Source organism: Pseudomonas sp. P110(2024), from assembly GCF_057480795.1.
Genome location: NZ_JBLIYT010000005.1, coordinates 137,663 through 153,189, shown reverse-complemented (window position 1 = coordinate 153,189; position 15,527 = coordinate 137,663). Strand labels below are relative to the sequence as shown.

Here is a 15,527-nt window from a genome sequence, read left to right as displayed (position 1 = left end):
GCTCCGTCAGTCGGTGGAAGGCTTACAGCCCTTGGAATCGGGCCGGGCGTTTGGCCTGGAAGGCGCGGATACCCTCGTCGCGGTCGGCGGTGCCGGCCAGCAGGGTGAAGGCGTGGCGTTCGAAGCGCAGGCCGCAGGCCAGGTCCATGTCCTGGGCCTTGAGCAGCGCCTCCTTGGCCAGGCGCACCGCCAGCGGTGCCTTGGCGGCGATGGCGGCGGCCACCTGCAGGGCGCGCTCTACGGTGAGTTCGGGCTGGGTGACTTCGCCGACCAGGCCTGCCTGTAGGGCATGACGGGCATCAATGGCTTCGCCGCCGAGGACCATCTGCATGGCCAGCGGCTTGCCCACGGCGCGCAGCAGGCGCTGGGTGCCGCCAGCGCCGGGGATGATGCCGAGGTTGATTTCCGGTTGGCCGAAACGGGCGTCGCTGCCGGCGATGACGATGTCGGCGCACATCACCAGTTCGCAGCCGCCGCCCAGGGCAAAGCCGTTGACGGCGGCGATCAGCGGTTTGCCAAAGCCGGCGATGCGCTGCCAGTGGGCCACGCGTGGGTCGTTGAGGATGCCGACCAGATCGCGCTGGGCCATCTCGTTGATGTCGGCGCCAGCGGCGAAGGCCTTGCGACTGCCGGTGATGACCACGGCGCGGATCTCTGGATCCTGGTCGGCGGCGTCCAGTTCTGCGGCCAGCTCTTCCAGCAGCGCCGTGTTCAAGGCATTGAGGGCTTGCGGGCGGTGCAGGGTGATCAGACGGACGCCGTCCGCCGGGGCCTGCACGATGAGGTTGCTTGGCATGGGGATACCTCAGGCTGCACGTTCGGCGCCGGCTGGGGCCGGCTTTTCTTGGAATTGTTCGTGGTGCTGGTGCAAGTATATGTACAAAGCGATACGAAAAATCAACATTGAAATTGTAATTGCGTATCTGTATTTGAGGCGAGTGACGCTATCGCGGGGCAAGCCCGCTCCCACGCTGTCTCGCTGCTATAGCCATTTGTGGGAGCTAGCTTGCCCAGCAATTAGGTCATCACTGTCCTGAAGCTTTGTGAAGAAAGCGATACATCAGGTTGGCATTGACTAAGTGATTTGATCTGATACAGGATCATTTGGTCTTCTGAATCATATCGAGCCCCAGCCCATGCCCTGCTATCGCCTCGAAGGCCTCACCCCAGTGGTTCATCCCAGCGCCTATGTACACCCCAGCGCCGTGCTGATCGGCGACGTGCTGGTCGGCCCCAACTGCTACATCGGCCCTTTGGCCTCGTTGCGCGGCGATTTCGGGCGAATCATCCTGGAAGAGGGCGCGAACCTGCAGGACACCTGCGTGATGCACGGTTTCCCCGGCGGCGACACGCTGGTCGAGCGCAACGGCCATATTGGCCATGGCGCGGTGCTGCACGGCTGTCGGATAGGCGAGGACGCCCTGGTCGGCATGAACGCGGTGGTCATGGACGGCGCGCATATCGCCCCACGCTGCATCGTCGCCGCCACGGCCTTCGTCAAGGCGGGGTTCACCTGCCCGGAGCAAAGCCTGGTGGTTGGCGCGCCGGCCGAGGTCAAGCGCCCGCTCAGCGACCAGGAGCTGGCCTGGAAACAGCGCGGCACCGCCGAATACCACAGCCTGGCCCGGCGCTGCATGACCGCGCTGGTGGAGTGCCCGCCGCTGACCGCGCCCGAGGCGGACCGCCCACGCATGGGCGACTCCGGCTTCAGGCCCAAGGCCGAGGGCGGTGCATGAGCCTTGCGCGGTCGCGGCAGGCAGGTATAGTCGAGGCTTTAGCCGCGCCTCGTTCCCCCATGAGCAGCCTTGCCCCCCTGAATCACCTGATCACCCGTTTCCAGGAGCAGACGCCGATCCGCGCCAGCTCCCTGATCATCACCCTCTATGGCGATGCCATCGAACCCCATGGTGGCACGGTCTGGCTGGGCAGCCTGATCAACCTGCTGGAACCGATGGGCATCAATGAACGGCTGATCCGTACCTCGATCTTCCGCCTGACCAAGGAAGGCTGGCTGACCGCCGAGAAGGTCGGCCGGCGCAGCTACTACAGCCTTACCGGCACCGGCCGGCGGCGTTTCGAGAAAGCCTTCAAGCGCGTCTACAGCGCCAGCCTACCGGCCTGGAACGGCGCCTGGACCCTGGTGCTGCTGTCGCAACTCGACGCCGGCAAGCGCAAGGCCGTGCGCGAGGAACTCGAATGGCAGGGCTTTGGCGCCATGGGCACGAACCTGCTGGGCTGTCCGCGCACCGACCGTGCCGACCTCGCCGCGACCCTGCGCGAGCAGGACGCCGAGGACGACTGCATCGTCTTCGAAACCCACGCCCAGGAAGTGCTGGCCTCCAAGGCCCTGCGCGCCCAGGTACGGGAAAGCTGGAACATCGAGGAACTGGGCCAGCACTACAGCGAGTTCATCCGCCTGTTCCGCCCACTGTGGCAAGCCATGAAGGACCTCGAGGCGCCGAGCCCGCAGGACTGCTTCCTGGCGCGCACGCTGCTGATCCACGAATACCGCCGCCTGTTGTTGCGTGATCCGCAACTGCCGGACGAGTTGTTGCCGGGGGATTGGGAAGGGCGCGCGGCGCGGCAGCTGTGCCGCAACCTGTACCGGCTGGTGCAGGGCAGGGCGGAGGAGTTCCTGGCCAGCGCGCTGGAAACGGCGGATGGGCCGTTGCCGGATGCCAACGAGAGTTACTATCGGCGGTTTGGCGGGCTTGGCTGAGTGGAAGGAGCGGGCAAGCCCACTCCGGTAAAGAGGGCGTGCAAGTTGTCAGATGACAAAGAACCCATGGGTTCCGTCACGCCCCAACTGGTCCACCAACCCGAACTCCCAATCCAGATAACCCTGCATCGCCTCCCGCGGATTGTCGGTGCCCTCGTAGGGGCGGCGATAGCGATCGATGCGCGGCGCGCCCAGACGCTGCTCGCCTTGCTCAGTAGGCAGTCCCTCGGCGGTCCAGGCGCTATTGCCGCCTTCAAGCACGAACACCGGCGTGCCGCTCAGGGCCGCCACCTCCGGCGCGGCATAGCGCGCCAGTTGGCTCGAGCCACAAGTAAGGACAAAGCGCCGGGCTCCGGACAATGACGCCAGTAAGTCCTTCAGCTGGCTGCGCAGCGCCCACACCGCGCCGGGAATGTGCTGCCTGACATGGTTGGCGCTGGTGGTGAAGTCCAGCACCTGGGTACCCGGCTCCGATAGCCAGTCGGCGAGGCGGGCGGGGCTGATGGTCTCGGCCTGGGGCGGCGCCGGCACGGGCGCGACCCAGGCACCGGTTTGCGTGAAGTCGTCCGAGGACAGCCCCTCGAGCACCGCCACCTCCCAGCCCATCTGGGCCAGCCATGACGCGCTCATGTTGGCGCGCACGCCATCATCGTCCACCAGCACCAGGCGCGCGCCGCGCACACTGGCGACATGGTCGGTTTCCTGCACCAACTGGCCGCCGGGCGTGGAGCGGGCGCCGGGCAGGTGGCCGAGGGCAAACTCCTCGGGCGTGCGCACATCGAACAGGTAGGTGGTGCGCCGCGCTTCGGCCTGCCATTGGCGCAGGCCCGCCAGGTCGATGCGTGCCACACCGGCGCGGTCGGCCACCTGGCGGGCGCGCTGCGCGGCGCTGTCGCGGGTGGCGGCGGTCACGGCGCGGAAACGGCGCGACTGGCCTTGCTCCAGGGTTTGCCCGGCGAGGGTCCAGCCGATGGTGCCGTTGCGCAGGGCCGCCACCGGGTTGGGGACGCCGGCATTGACCAGCGACTGCGTGCCGATGATGCTGCGGGTGCGCCCTGCGCAGTTGACGATCACCCGGGTGGCCGGATCGGGGGCCAGCTCCGCCACGCGCAGCACCAGTTCGGCGCCGGGCACGCTGATGCCGCCGGGGATGCTCATGGTCTGGTATTCGTCGAAGCGGCGGGCATCCAGCACCACCACATCGGCGTTGGCGTCGAGCAGCGCCTTGACTTCTTCGGCAGCCAACGAGGGCGTATGGCGCTCGGCCTCCACCAGCTCGCCGAAGGCCTTGCTCGGTACGTTGACATCGCGGAACAACTCGCCGCCCGCTTCGCGCCAACCGGCCAGGCCGCCTTCGAGCAGCGCCACGTCGGTGTAGCCGAGGGCGAGCAGGCGCTGCGCGGCGGTCGACGCCAGGCCTTCGCCGTCGTCGTAGACGGTGATGGGCGTGTCGCGGCGCGGCACTCGGGCGTAGATCTCCAGCTCCAGGCGCGACAGCGGCACATTGGCGGCGAACAGCGGATGGGCCTGGGCGAACGGGTCTTCCTCGCGGACATCGAGCAAGGCCAGCTCCTGGCCGGCAAGGAGGGCGGTGCGGATGGCGTGGTAGCTGCGGTGGGTGGCCTGGCTCATGCGCGGTTCTCTTTCGACAGATCCCAGAGGTTGGGCAGGTGGTTGTTGGAATAGCCGGAAATGAAGGGCTTCTCTGCGCCCTCGGCGCTGTACACCGCACGCCGCACCGCGCCGATGTTGGCGCCGTAGACATGGATGCTGATGGAGGTGCGGTCGGCATGGGCGTTGCGTACCTGGTGCAGGTCACCGATGCGCGGCGACACCGCGATCACCTGGCCGGGGTCCAGCCGCTCGGCCGGTCCGTCCAGCTGCAGGGCACCGTGTGCCAAGGCATAACCCTGGCTGATCTCGCTGCCGCGCAGCATGCCGATCAGGCCCCAGGTGCGATGGTCGTGCACCGGCGTTTCCTGGCCCGGCCCCCAGACGAAACTGACGATGGAAAACCGCTGATTGGAATCGGCGTGCAGCAGGTACTGCTGGTAGCGCTCCGGGCTGGGGCGGGCGTAGTCGTCCGGCAGCCAGTCGTCGACACTGACCAGGTCGCGCAGCAGCCGCGCGCCATGGTCGAGCAGGCGCGGCTCGTCCGGTGCCTGGGCGAGGAGGTCGGCCAGTTCGCCGATGAAGCCGCGTAGCCGTCCGAGGTTGGGCGTTTGAGACATGGGGTCCCTCGATGTCCGTCAGGTGAGGCAGCGCCGGGCGCTACCGTGGCGAGGGAAAAGGTATTATTCTTGCTGCGTATTTTTCCAGACATTTATTATGCGAATTAAGAATGAAGATAGATGATATCGATGCATTCGTGGCCGTCATCCGCAGCCAGTCCATCAGCCAGGCGGCCGAGTCGCTGCGCCTGACCCAGCCGGCCATCACCCGTCGGGTGCAGAACTTCGAGGAGGCCTTGGGCGTCAGCCTGCTGGACCGCAACACCAAACCGCTGAAACCCACGCCCATGGGCATGCGCGTCTACGAGCAGTGCCGGGCGGTGCTGCGCGAGATGGACGCGCTACGCGAGCTGGTGCTCAGCGACTCCTCGCCCAGCGGCGCACTGCGCCTGGGGGTGCCGCAGACCGTCGGCGACGTGGTGCTGCTCGATGCCCTGAGCCAGCTCAAGGCGCTGTACCCCGACCTGCAGACCCAGGTGGCCACCGGCTGGGGCAGCCATCTGCTGGGCAAGATGGAGAACGGCGAGCTGGACGCCGTGGCGGCGCTGTTCCCGGCCGGCAAGGTGTTCCCCGAGGGCATCGTCGGCCGCTCGCTGGCGCGCATGGACCTGGTGGTGGTGGCTGCCCGTGGCGAGGTGGGCAAGCGCAGTTGCAAGCTTGCCGATTGCTACCAGCGCGGCTGGGTGCTCAACCCCGACGGCTGCGGCTTCCGTGCCGGCCTGCAGCGGGCGCTGAACGACGAAGGGCTGTCGCTGCGGATCAACCTGGAGACCTTCGGTACCGAGCTGCAGTTGGGCTTGATCGCCAATGGCCTGGGCTTTGGCCTGGTGCCACGGCCGTTGCTGGACAACAGCCGTCACCGCGAGCGCCTGGAGGTTGTGCAGGTGAGCGACTTCAAGCCGGTGATCGACCTGTGGCTGATCCATCCGCGTTTTCTCGGCAACCTGCAGGCGCCGGTGGCGTTGTTTGGCGAGACGGTGGCGCAGCGGGTGGCAAATCAGCTGTAAGGCCGATCGCAGCTGATACCTAGAGGTTAAAATTATTGCATGTAAGAAGTGCCTATAAATGCATATTTTGTATATTAGGTTAGAAGCAGATCGAATTTCACGGCACTTTTTAAGGTCGATAGCATAAGGATCAAGCCAGGCACCGGCGGGCTTGATCGACACTCCCGCCAGGGCCAGCAATCAATGGAACGGCCTTGAGCGAGGAGATGGAATGTCCCGGCACAGCAACACCCTGGTACCCATCACGGCCCTGCTGCGCTGGCAGGGCTTTCGCAACCTGGGCCTACGCTTGGTCAGCCCGTTGCTGCTGCTGGCGGCCTGGGAGCTTGCCTCGCGCAGCGGCCTGCTGCCGCCGCGAATCATCGCCGCGCCCAGCGCCATCGGCGACACCCTGTGGCAGATGATCGCCAGCGGCGAGCTGGCCGGCCATTTGTGGGTTTCCCTCAAGCGCGCCCTGAGCGGCCTGGCCATCGGTGTCAGCGTGGGCACTCTGCTGGCCTTGCTCGCAGGCCTTTCACGACGCGGCGAGCTGGCCATCGACTCGCCGGTGCAGATGTTGCGCACCTTGCCGTTCCTGGCCATCGTGCCGCTGTTCATCCTGTGGTTCGGCGTGGGCGAGACGCCCAAGATCGCCCTGATTGCCCTGGGCACCACCTTCCCGGTGTACCTCACCCTGTTTTCCGGCATCCGCGGCGTCGACCCCAAGCTGGTGGAGGCCGGGCGGCTGTTCGGCCTGGGCCGCCTGGGGCTGGTCTGGCATGTGATCCTGCCCGGCGCGCTGCCGGCGTTCTTCGTCGGCCTGCGCTACGCCTTCGGCATCAGCTGGCTGGGCCTGGTGGTGGTCGAGCAGATCAACGCCAGTGCGGGCCTGGGCTACCTGGTCAACGATGCCCGCGACTTCATGCGCACCGATGTCATCGTCATCTGCCTGATCGTCTACAGCGTGCTGGGCCTGTCCATCGACGCCCTGGTGCGCCTGCTCGAACGCCTGGCCCTGGCCTGGCGCCCCACCTTCGTAAGGAACTGACCATGGAAGTCGCACTGCAACGCCTGCGCCCCCCGGTGCGGGTGCGCGGGCTCACGCGCAGGTTCTTGGGCCACACGGTGCTCGACGGCCTGGACCTGGACCTGGCGCCCGGTGAATTCGTTGCCTTGCTCGGCCGCAGCGGCTCGGGCAAGACCACCCTGCTGCGGGCGCTGGCCGGGCTCGACCGGGTGGAGGCGGGCAGCCTGGAGGTGCCCGGCGCCCATGCGGCGGTGTTCCAGGAGCCACGGCTGATGCCCTGGAAGCGGGCCTGGCGCAATGTCGTCCTGGGCCTGAGGGGCGCCGAGCCGAAAGCGCGCGCCCTGGCGGCGCTGCGAGAGGTGGGCCTGGCGCACCGCACCGAGGCCTGGCCGGGCACGCTGTCCGGTGGCGAGGCCCAGCGCGTGGCCCTGGCCCGGGCATTGGTGCGCGAGCCGCAACTGCTGCTGCTCGACGAGCCGTTCGCCGCGCTGGATGCCTTGACCCGCATCCGCATGCACCAGCTGATCCTCGAACTGTGGCGCACCCATCAGCCGTCGGTGCTGCTGGTCACCCACGATGTCGACGAGGCCCTGCTGCTGGCGGACCGCGTGGTGGTGCTGGACGCCGGGCGCATCGCCGAGCAGCTCCCGATCCGCCTGCCGCGCCACCGCGAGGTGGCCAGCCGTGGCTTCCAGGAACTGCGCCAACACCTGCTGGCCCTGCTCGGCGTCGAAGCGCCCGCGGCCAGCCATGCCCACACCCTCGCACGGACCGCCCAACGATGAGCCTTGACCTGCACAGCGCCACCCAGACGCCCGACCTCGACTCACCGGCCTTCGCCGACCTGCTGGCCGGCCTGAGCGACGAATTTGCCGCCAGCGCCGCCGAGCACGATCGTCAGGGAAGCTTCCCCCACGCCAACCTGCGTCGCCTGCACGAACACGGCCTGCTGGCCCTGACCGTGCCGCGCCGCCTGGGCGGTGGCGACGCAACGCTGGCCCAGGCCCGGCGGGTGATCGCCGCCGTGGCCCGGGGCGAGCCGTCCACCGCCCTGGTGCTGGTGATGCAGTACCTGCAGCACGCCCGCCTGCAGCACAACCAGGCCTGGCCCGAGCACCTGCGCCTGCGCCTGGCCCGCGAGGCGGTAACCGACGGCGCGCTGGTCAACGCCCTGCGCGTCGAGCCGGAGCTGGGCACCCCGGCCCGGGGCGGCCTGCCGGGCACCGTCGCCCGGCGCGTGGCCGAGGGGTGGCGGATCAGCGGGCGCAAGATCTACTCCACCGGCATCCCCGGGCTGACTTGGCTGGCGGTGTGGGCGCGCAGCGACGAGGCCGAGCCGCGGGTAGGCACCTGGCTGGTGCACCGCGACACGCCGGGCATTCGCATCGAGGAAACCTGGGACCACCTGGGCATGCGTGCCACCTGCAGCCACGATGTGATTTTCGATGATGTACTGGTGCCCGTCGAACAGGCTGTGGATGTCCTGCCGGCGCACCAGCCACGCCCATCCGAGCTCGACCACAACGGCGTGCTGTGGCTGGCCGTGCTGCTGTCGAGCATCTACGACGGCGTTGCCCGCGCCGCCCGCGACTGGCTGGTAGGCTGGCTGGCCGGGCGCACGCCGGCCAACCTCGGCGCGCCGCTGTCGAGCCTGCCGCGCTTCCAGGAACTGGTGGGCCGTATCGATTCCTTGCTGCTGTCCAACCGGGTGTTGCTCGACGCCGCCGCCGAAGGGCGCATCCCGGCAAGCGAGGCCACCCAGGTCAAGTACCTGGTCACCACCCAGGCCATCAGCGCCGTCGAGCTGGGCGTGGAGGCCATCGGCAACCCGGCGCTGGCCCGGGGCAACCCGCTCGAGCGGCATTACCGCGACGTGCTGTGCAGCCGTATCCACACGCCGCAGAACGACGCGGTGCTCGGCGCCGCCGGCCGCGCGGCATTCGCCTTGCCCAGCCGTGGCGGCCAGGCATGAGCGGCGTGCGTATCGCCAGCCAGCTGGATGCGCGGTTCAACGCGTTTCTGGCTGCCGTCGTGCCGGGCGTGGAGATCCTGGCGCTGCCCAGGGGCGTGCCCCATGGGCTGCCGGAGGATATTCGGGTCTTGCTGGCCGCGCCCGACCCTGGCCTGCGTGACGCCGCCGCGCCGCCCTCGGGCTGGCCGTTCGGGCTCGGCTTCGTGCAACTGGTCAGCTCCGGCACCGACTACTTTCCCGACTGGTTGCTCGAGCCGCTGCCCGTGGCCAGTGCTCGCGGGGTAACGGCGGACACCCTGGCCGAATTCGCCCTGGCGGCGATGTTCGCCGCCGCCAAGCAACTGCCTCACCTATGGATCGACGAGCCCGGGCAATGGCAACCACGTCCGCTGGCCTCGCTGGCCGGCAGCACCTTGGGGATCTACGGTTTCGGGCGGATCGGCCAGGCCCTGGCGCGCAAGGCCCTGGCGCTGGATATCGAAGTGATCGCCCTGCGCCGCTCGGCCAGGCCGTTCGAGGTGGCCGGTGTGCGGGGCGTGGCCAGCGTCGAGGAACTGTTCGCCCGCGCCGATCACCTGGTGCTGGCGGCACCGGCCGACCCGTCGACCCGGCATGTGGTCGATCGGCGCAGCCTTGCCCAAGCCAAGCCTGGCCTGCACCTGATCAATATCGCCCGTGGCGCACTGGTCGACCAGGACGCCTTGCTCGAGGCCCTGGACAGCGGCCAAGTAGGCCTGGCCAGTCTCGATGTCACCGAGCCCGAGCCGCTGCCGGCCGGGCACCGGCTGTACAGCCACCCCAAGGTCCGGCTGAGCCCCCACACCTCGGCCAACACGCCGCAGGTATACCGCAACCTTGCCGCGCTGCTGGCGCGCAACCTCGATCATTTCCGTAGCGGACGACCGCTGGAGAACTTGCTGGCCCAAGGAGAGACCGCATGAGCGCCAGGCTGAGCCGCCTACCCACCGCCTATTCATTGCCCCGCGACGGCCATACCGTGCATCGCTGGCAGGACCCGCCCCAGCAACCGACCCACGAGGCCGAGCGACGCTTGCGCAAGCAGCGCCTGGCCGGCTCGTTCCGCCTGTTCGCCCGGCACGGCTTCGACATGGGCGGCGCCGGCCATATCACCGTGCGCGACCCGCAGTACACCGATCACTTCTGGGTCAATCCGGTGGGTGTGTACTTCGGCCATATCCGCGTCAGCGACCTGCTGCTGGTGAATCCTCGGGGTGAGATCGTCGAAGGGCAGGGCGCGTTGAACCTGGCCGCCTTCGCCATCCATGCGGCGCTGCACGAGGCGCGCCCGGATGTGGTGGCCGCCGCCCATGCCCATTCGTTGTACGGCAAGGCGTGGTCGAGCCTGGGGCGCCTGCTCGACCCGCTGACCCAGGACGCCTGCGCCTTTCATGGCAAGCACGCGCTGTTCGACAACTTCACCGGGGTGGTGCTGGAGGCCAGCGAGGGGGCGCGCATCGCCGCCACCCTGGGGCCGGACAAGGTCGCGCTGATCCTGCAGAACCATGGGCTGCTCACCGTCGGGCGCACGGTGGAAGCGGCAGTATGGCGCTTCATCGCCCTGGACAACGCCGCCCATGCGCAACTGCTGGCCGAGGCCGCCGGCACGCCGCGGCCGATCCCGGCGGCGGTGGCCGAGCACACTGCGCGCCAGGTCGGTACCGAGTTCGGCGGCTGGTTCAGCTTCCAGCCGTACTGGGACCGCCTGCTGCGCGACGAACCTGACTTTCTCGACTGAGTGCAAGGAGGCGCCATGAATCGCCGTCGTTTTCTGCAGTACAGCGCCCTGGGCGGGCTCGCCTGCGCGCTGCCCGGCGCCTTTGCCCGCGACTGGCAGGGGTTGACCCTGGGCGTGGCCACCTATAAGGGCGCCGCGCCGACCTTCTTCGAGGAGGCTGGCATCGAGCGCCCGCCCTACGCGGTGAAGTACGCCGAGTTCAACGGCGGCAACCTCGGCTTCGAAGCGTTGATCAGCGGCACCCTGGACCTGGCGCCGATGAGCGAGATTCCGCCGATCTTCGGCATTCGCAACCAGGCGCCGGTCAGGCTTATCGCCGTGCTGACCGGCGACGTCAACAACCAGGCCTTCGTCGTGCCCAAGGGCTCTACCATGCAGTCGCTGGCCGAGCTGCCGGGCAAGCGCGTGGGTTATATCCGGTCGACGTCCTCGCACTACATGCTGCTGCGCGCCCTCAAGGACCAGGGCTTGACCCTGGCGGACATCCAGCCCCTGGCGCTGACACCCCAGAATGGTTTCGCGGCGTTCCAGAACGGCAACCTGGATGTCTGGGTGACCTTCGGCTATTTCATCCAGCTGGCCGAGCTGCGCAGCGGGGCGCGGGTGCTGCGCACCGGGCAGGGCTACCTGTCGGGCAACTATGTGATTGCCGCCAACCAGCGAGCGATCGAGGACCCGCGCAAACGCGCGGCGATCGAGGACTACGTGCGCCGCGAGTACCGCAGCTGGCAATGGGTGCAGCACCATCCGGAGGCCTGGGCTGCGCGTTGCGAGCAGGTGCTGGGCATTCCCCGGGAAGTGTTCATCGCCCAGTACAAGGCCCAGAGCGGGCCGAGGGTGCTGCAGGCGGTGGACGATGCCGCGGTGCGTTCGCAGCAGGACGTGGCCGACACCTTCTACGCCGCCGGCGTGCTGCCCCAGCGCCTGGATGTGGCGCCGTTGTGGGATCGGAGTTTCAGCTGGACTTCGTGATTAACGCGGCCCCCCTGTAGAAGCGGCGTTGTGCCGCGAAAGGGCTGCAGAGCAGCCCCGTCGATCTTTGCGACAACGCCAAAATCCTGGGGCCGCTTTGCGGCCCTTTCGCGGCACAAGGCCGCTCCTACAGGGACCGCGCCTGGCAATAAGGAATTCTATGCCTCGCTCAACTCGATATGTCTGGGTGGCGTTGATGCTCGCCTGCGGCTGCGCACAGGCCGAAGTCCGCGCCCTTCACGAACGCCTGATCGTCCTCGACAGCCACCTGGACACGCCCATGCAACTGGCCCGGCCCGGCTGGGACATCGGCCAGCGCCACAGCTATGCCGACGACCTGTCCCAGGTCGACCTGCCGCGCATGCGCGACGGCGGCCTGGACGGCGGCTTCTTCGCCATCTTCACCCCCCAGGGGCCGCTCACGCCCGAGGGCCGCACCCTGGCCAGCGAGCATGGCCTGGCGGTGATCACCCGGATCCGCGACATGGTCGCCGCCCGGCCGGACGCATTCGCCTTGGCCACGCGGGCGCAGGAGGTGCCGGCGATCGTCGCCTCCGGCCGCCGGGTGGTGCTGATCAGCATGGAGAATGCCGAACCGCTGGCGGCCGACCCCGGCCGGCTGGCCACCTACCACCGCCTGGGCCTGCGCATGCTCGGCCTGGTACATGCGCAGAACAACGACTTCGCCGACTCGGCCACTGCGTTGCCACACTGGCATGGCTTGAGCCCGGCTGGCCGCGAACTGGTGCAGGCGGCCAACCGCCTGGGAATCCTCATTGATGTGTCCCATGCCTCCGATGCGGTGTTCGACCAGGTGCTGGCGTTGTCCAGCGCCCCGGTGATCGCCTCGCATTCCGGCGCCCGGGCCATCGGCCCGCATCCGCGCAATCTCGATGACGAACGATTGCGCCGGCTTGCCGCCAGGGGCGGGGTGGTGCAGGTCAGCACCTACGCCAGCGATCTGGTGCCGCGTGCGCTGAACCCGGAACGGGACAAGGCCCTGGCGCCGCTGTACCGGGAGTTCCGTCTGGCGGCCAGCCTGCCGCCGGCGCAGGTGGCGGACCTGGCCCGGCGCATACGCGAGTCCGAGGCCCGGTATCCATTGCCGGCGACCAGCCTGGACGACTTCATGCGTCATCTGCTGCACATCCTCGACGTGGTTGGCCCACGGCATGTCGGCATCGGCGCGGACTGGGATGGCGGTGGTGGGGTGGAGGGGCTGCGTGATGTCAGCCAGTTGTCGCAGATCAACGCGCGGTTGCTGGCGGCGGGGTACAGCGAGCAGGACCTGGGGGATATCTGGGGTGGGAACCTGTTGCGGTTGATGGGGGAAGCGCAGGCTGCTCATTGAGTAACGCGCTCACATGGACCAAAACCACGTTGTTTGATTTAGCTGGGGCAGCGTGGGAACGGGCTTGCCCCGCGATTCGGTGGCACCGGCTTCGCCAGTGATCGCGGGGCAAGCCCGCTCCCACGATAGAGTCCCACAGAAATAGAGCAGGTGTTTCAAGATAATTATGCATTCTGTGCAGCATGCAAAGGTTAAGACATTACACATTTTAATATTTGCATATGCTCAAAATGTATTTCTCTTAGCTCATCCCGCTCTCTAGGATGGCTCCACATAGAGCGTTTTCGTAGCATGAAAACATCAGGCCATAACCGAAAGCGATAACCGTGGACCAGGGAGAGTGCCCGCGATGCCATTGACCAGACGCCAGCTCATTGCCCGTATCGGTATGGTCGGTGGCCTGCAAGCCGCCACGGCGGCCCTGGGGTTGTTCGGGTCGCTGGGCCCGGCGCGGGCCAGCCAGGAGAACTACGCCCAGCTGCCGCTGGCCCGTGTCGGGCAGGGCGCCAGTGTCACCGTGGTCGGCGCTGGCATCGGCGGGCTGGTGGCGGCCCACGAGCTGCGCAAGGCCGGCTTTGCCGTCACCCTGCTGGAGGCCCGCGAGCGAGTCGGCGGGCGTAACTGGACCGTGCGCCGGGGTGACCGGGTCGCGTTCACCGACGGCAGCGTGCAGACCGCTGAATTCGACGATGGCTTCTACCTCAACGCCGGCCCTGGCCGGCTGCCCAGCCATCACCAGCTGATGCTCGGCTACTGCCGCGAGCTGGGGGTGGAGCTGGAGGTGCTGGTCAACACCAGCCGCAACGCCCTGGTGCGCCCCGACCTCGACCAGCCACCGATGCAGATCCGCCAGGCAGTCAACGACAGCCGCGGGCACCTGGCCGAACTGCTGGCCAAGGCCGTCGACCGCCAGGCCTTGGACCAGGAGCTGAGCCTGGACGACCGGCGCAACCTGCTGGGCTTCCTGCGTACCTGGGGCGACCTGTCGGAGAAGCTTGAGTACCTGGGCTCGGCGCGCTCGGGCTACAAGGTCTGGCCCGGCGCCGGCGACCAGCAAGCGTTGCGCAACGACCCGCTGCCCCTGCGCACCTTGCTCAACCCGGCGCTGGGCACGGCGCTGATGATCGACGAGTACCCGGAATTCTCGCCAACCATGTTCCAGCCGGTGGGCGGCATGGACCGCATTCCCCTGGCGTTCCAGCGTCACCTGCAGGATATCCTGCGCCTGGGGGCCGAGGTGCGCTCGATTCGCAACTTCGACGACCGGGTGGAGATCGGCTACCAGCAGCATGGCCAGCCACGGCGCATCACCAGCGACTATGCGGTGATCGCCTTGCCGCTGCCGCTGCTGGCCAGGCTCGACAGCAACTTCAGCGCCCCGGTGCGCCAGGCCATCGCTGCCGTGCAGTTCGGCCATGCCAACAAGGTGGCCTGGCAGTCCCGGCGCTTCTGGGAGACCGACTACCAGATCTACGGCGGCCTGTCGTTCATCAACCAGGCGTCGTCCGGCCTGTGGTACCCCAGCGGCGGTTTCAACCAGGCCGAGGGTATTCTCGTCGCCGCCTACAACAACGGCGAGACCGCCCGCCAGTTTGCCGACAAGTCGGTCGCCGAGCAGATCGCCCTGTCGCGCCAGGCCGTGGAACTGCTGCACCCCGGGCACGGCCACGAACTGCGCAAGCCATTGGTGGTGGACTGGGGGCGCATACCTCACAGCCTCGGGCCGTGGATCAGCCACCCGCTGGCCGACGCCGACTACGACCTGCTCAACCAGGCCCAGGGCCGGGTGCACCTGACCAGCGACGCCCTGGCCCACAGCGGCATCGGTATCTGGCAGGAAACCGCCGCCGGCGCCGCCCGGCGGGTAGTGCGCAACCTGTGCGAGCGTGCCCAAGCCACCTCGCAGACTCGGCAGACCGCCTGAGCAATACACAACTAAAACCATCTGCCAGGTAGCGGACCTCCGAGGCTGGCGCCTACACATCAGTGGAGCTTCGCCATGCCTTTCAAGCACGCCCTTCTGGGGTTGGGGGTCCTGTTCGCCGCGGCCAGCCAGGCCGCCGATATCGAGCGCGTCCCCTCGACCTATCCCAACTCGCCGATCTTGCAGTCGGCGACCCTGCCGCCGGGCACGGCGCTGACCTTCGTCTCGGGCATCCTGCCCGATCCGGCCGACCCCAAGGCAGCCAAGGACGAGCTGCGCGCCAGCGGCGACACCGAGGCGCAGACCGTGGCGGTGCTGCGCAAGGTCGAGGCCGCCCTGGCCCCGCGCGGACTGGGCCTGGGCGACGTGGTGCAACTGCGGGTGTACCTGGTGGGCGACCCGAGATTGCAGGGGCGCATGGATTTCGATGGCCTGCAGCGCGGCTTCCGCCAGTTCTTCGGCAGCGAGCGCCAGCCGTTGAAGCCGACCCGCACCACGGTGCAGGTGGCCGGGCTGGTGTTGCCCGGCGCCCTGATCGAAGTCGAGGCGGTCGCCGCCAAGGCCCGTTGAGCCCCCGAACCCGAGCGCG

At 68.0% G+C, this 15,527-nt stretch carries 15 protein-coding genes; 12 read left to right on the top strand and 3 right to left on the bottom strand.

What is annotated here, in order from left to right:
- Positions 1-22: 22 nt before the first annotated feature.
- On the bottom strand, positions 23-796 hold the full coding sequence (gene paaF / locus AC25ND_RS09755) for a 2,3-dehydroadipyl-CoA hydratase PaaF (RefSeq protein WP_050705738.1): 774 nt from the start codon (positions 794-796) through the stop codon (positions 23-25).
- Positions 797-1,136: 340 nt separating this feature from the next.
- On the opposite strand from paaF, the gene paaY reads away from it, so the two are divergent.
- Together paaY and paaX are read left to right on the top strand one after the other, a co-directional pair.
- A complete protein-coding gene (gene paaY / locus AC25ND_RS09750) occupies positions 1,137-1,736 on the top strand; it encodes a phenylacetic acid degradation protein PaaY (protein WP_028688878.1) in 600 nt (199 codons plus the stop codon).
- A gap of 59 nt (positions 1,737-1,795) precedes the next feature.
- On the top strand, positions 1,796-2,719 hold the full coding sequence (gene paaX / locus AC25ND_RS09745; protein ID WP_236179684.1) for a phenylacetic acid degradation operon negative regulatory protein PaaX: 924 nt from the start codon (positions 1,796-1,798) through the stop codon (positions 2,717-2,719).
- A gap of 48 nt (positions 2,720-2,767) precedes the next feature.
- Here paaX and AC25ND_RS09740 read toward each other — a convergent pair whose 3' ends face one another.
- Positions 2,768-4,351: a rhodanese-related sulfurtransferase gene (locus AC25ND_RS09740; protein WP_236179686.1), complete on the bottom strand. Its 1,584-nt coding sequence runs from the start codon at positions 4,349-4,351 to the stop codon at positions 2,768-2,770.
- The gene (locus AC25ND_RS09735; protein WP_486976277.1) at positions 4,348-4,950 is read right to left on the bottom strand and encodes a cysteine dioxygenase family protein; all 603 of its coding nucleotides are present in this window, start codon (positions 4,948-4,950) and stop codon (positions 4,348-4,350) included. Before AC25ND_RS09735 ends, AC25ND_RS09740 begins: the two co-directional genes overlap by 4 nt.
- A 110-nt stretch (positions 4,951-5,060) precedes the next feature.
- On the opposite strand from AC25ND_RS09735, the gene AC25ND_RS09730 reads away from it, so the two are divergent.
- The 10 genes from AC25ND_RS09730 to AC25ND_RS09685 all read left to right on the top strand — a co-directional run bounded on the left by AC25ND_RS09730 (position 5,061) and on the right by AC25ND_RS09685 (position 15,508).
- Entirely contained in the window at positions 5,061-5,957 is an 897-nt protein-coding gene (locus AC25ND_RS09730) for a LysR family transcriptional regulator (protein ID WP_236179690.1), read from the top strand.
- A gap of 211 nt (positions 5,958-6,168) precedes the next feature.
- Positions 6,169-6,984, top strand: a complete 816-nt coding sequence (locus tag AC25ND_RS09725; RefSeq protein WP_236179691.1) for an ABC transporter permease — start codon at positions 6,169-6,171, stop codon at positions 6,982-6,984.
- A 2-nt stretch (positions 6,985-6,986) separates the two neighbouring features.
- Positions 6,987-7,748 (top strand): ABC transporter ATP-binding protein, encoded by a 762-nt coding sequence (locus tag AC25ND_RS09720; RefSeq protein ID WP_486976276.1) that lies wholly within the window; start codon positions 6,987-6,989, stop codon positions 7,746-7,748.
- A complete protein-coding gene (locus AC25ND_RS09715; protein ID WP_236179692.1) occupies positions 7,745-8,935 on the top strand; it encodes an acyl-CoA dehydrogenase family protein in 1,191 nt (396 codons plus the stop codon). Before AC25ND_RS09720 ends, AC25ND_RS09715 begins: the two co-directional genes overlap by 4 nt.
- Positions 8,932-9,876 (top strand): NAD(P)-dependent oxidoreductase, encoded by a 945-nt coding sequence (locus AC25ND_RS09710; RefSeq protein WP_486976275.1) that lies wholly within the window; start codon positions 8,932-8,934, stop codon positions 9,874-9,876. The genes AC25ND_RS09715 and AC25ND_RS09710 overlap by 4 nt, the downstream gene beginning before the upstream one ends.
- Complete coding sequence (locus AC25ND_RS09705; RefSeq protein WP_486976274.1) at positions 9,873-10,691, top strand: class II aldolase/adducin family protein; 819 nt, start codon at positions 9,873-9,875, stop codon at positions 10,689-10,691. Before AC25ND_RS09710 ends, AC25ND_RS09705 begins: the two co-directional genes overlap by 4 nt.
- A gap of 15 nt (positions 10,692-10,706) precedes the next feature.
- Positions 10,707-11,663: an ABC transporter substrate-binding protein gene (locus AC25ND_RS09700; protein WP_486976273.1), complete on the top strand. Its 957-nt coding sequence runs from the start codon at positions 10,707-10,709 to the stop codon at positions 11,661-11,663.
- A 196-nt stretch (positions 11,664-11,859) separates the two neighbouring features.
- Positions 11,860-13,014, top strand: a complete 1,155-nt coding sequence (locus tag AC25ND_RS09695) for a dipeptidase (protein ID WP_486976296.1) — start codon at positions 11,860-11,862, stop codon at positions 13,012-13,014.
- Positions 13,015-13,363: 349 nt separating this feature from the next.
- Positions 13,364-14,938, top strand: a complete 1,575-nt coding sequence (locus tag AC25ND_RS09690; protein WP_236179697.1) for a flavin monoamine oxidase family protein — start codon at positions 13,364-13,366, stop codon at positions 14,936-14,938.
- 75 nt (positions 14,939-15,013) lie between these two features.
- On the top strand, positions 15,014-15,508 hold the full coding sequence (locus tag AC25ND_RS09685; protein ID WP_236179699.1) for a RidA family protein: 495 nt from the start codon (positions 15,014-15,016) through the stop codon (positions 15,506-15,508).
- Positions 15,509-15,527: the final 19 nt, after the last annotated feature.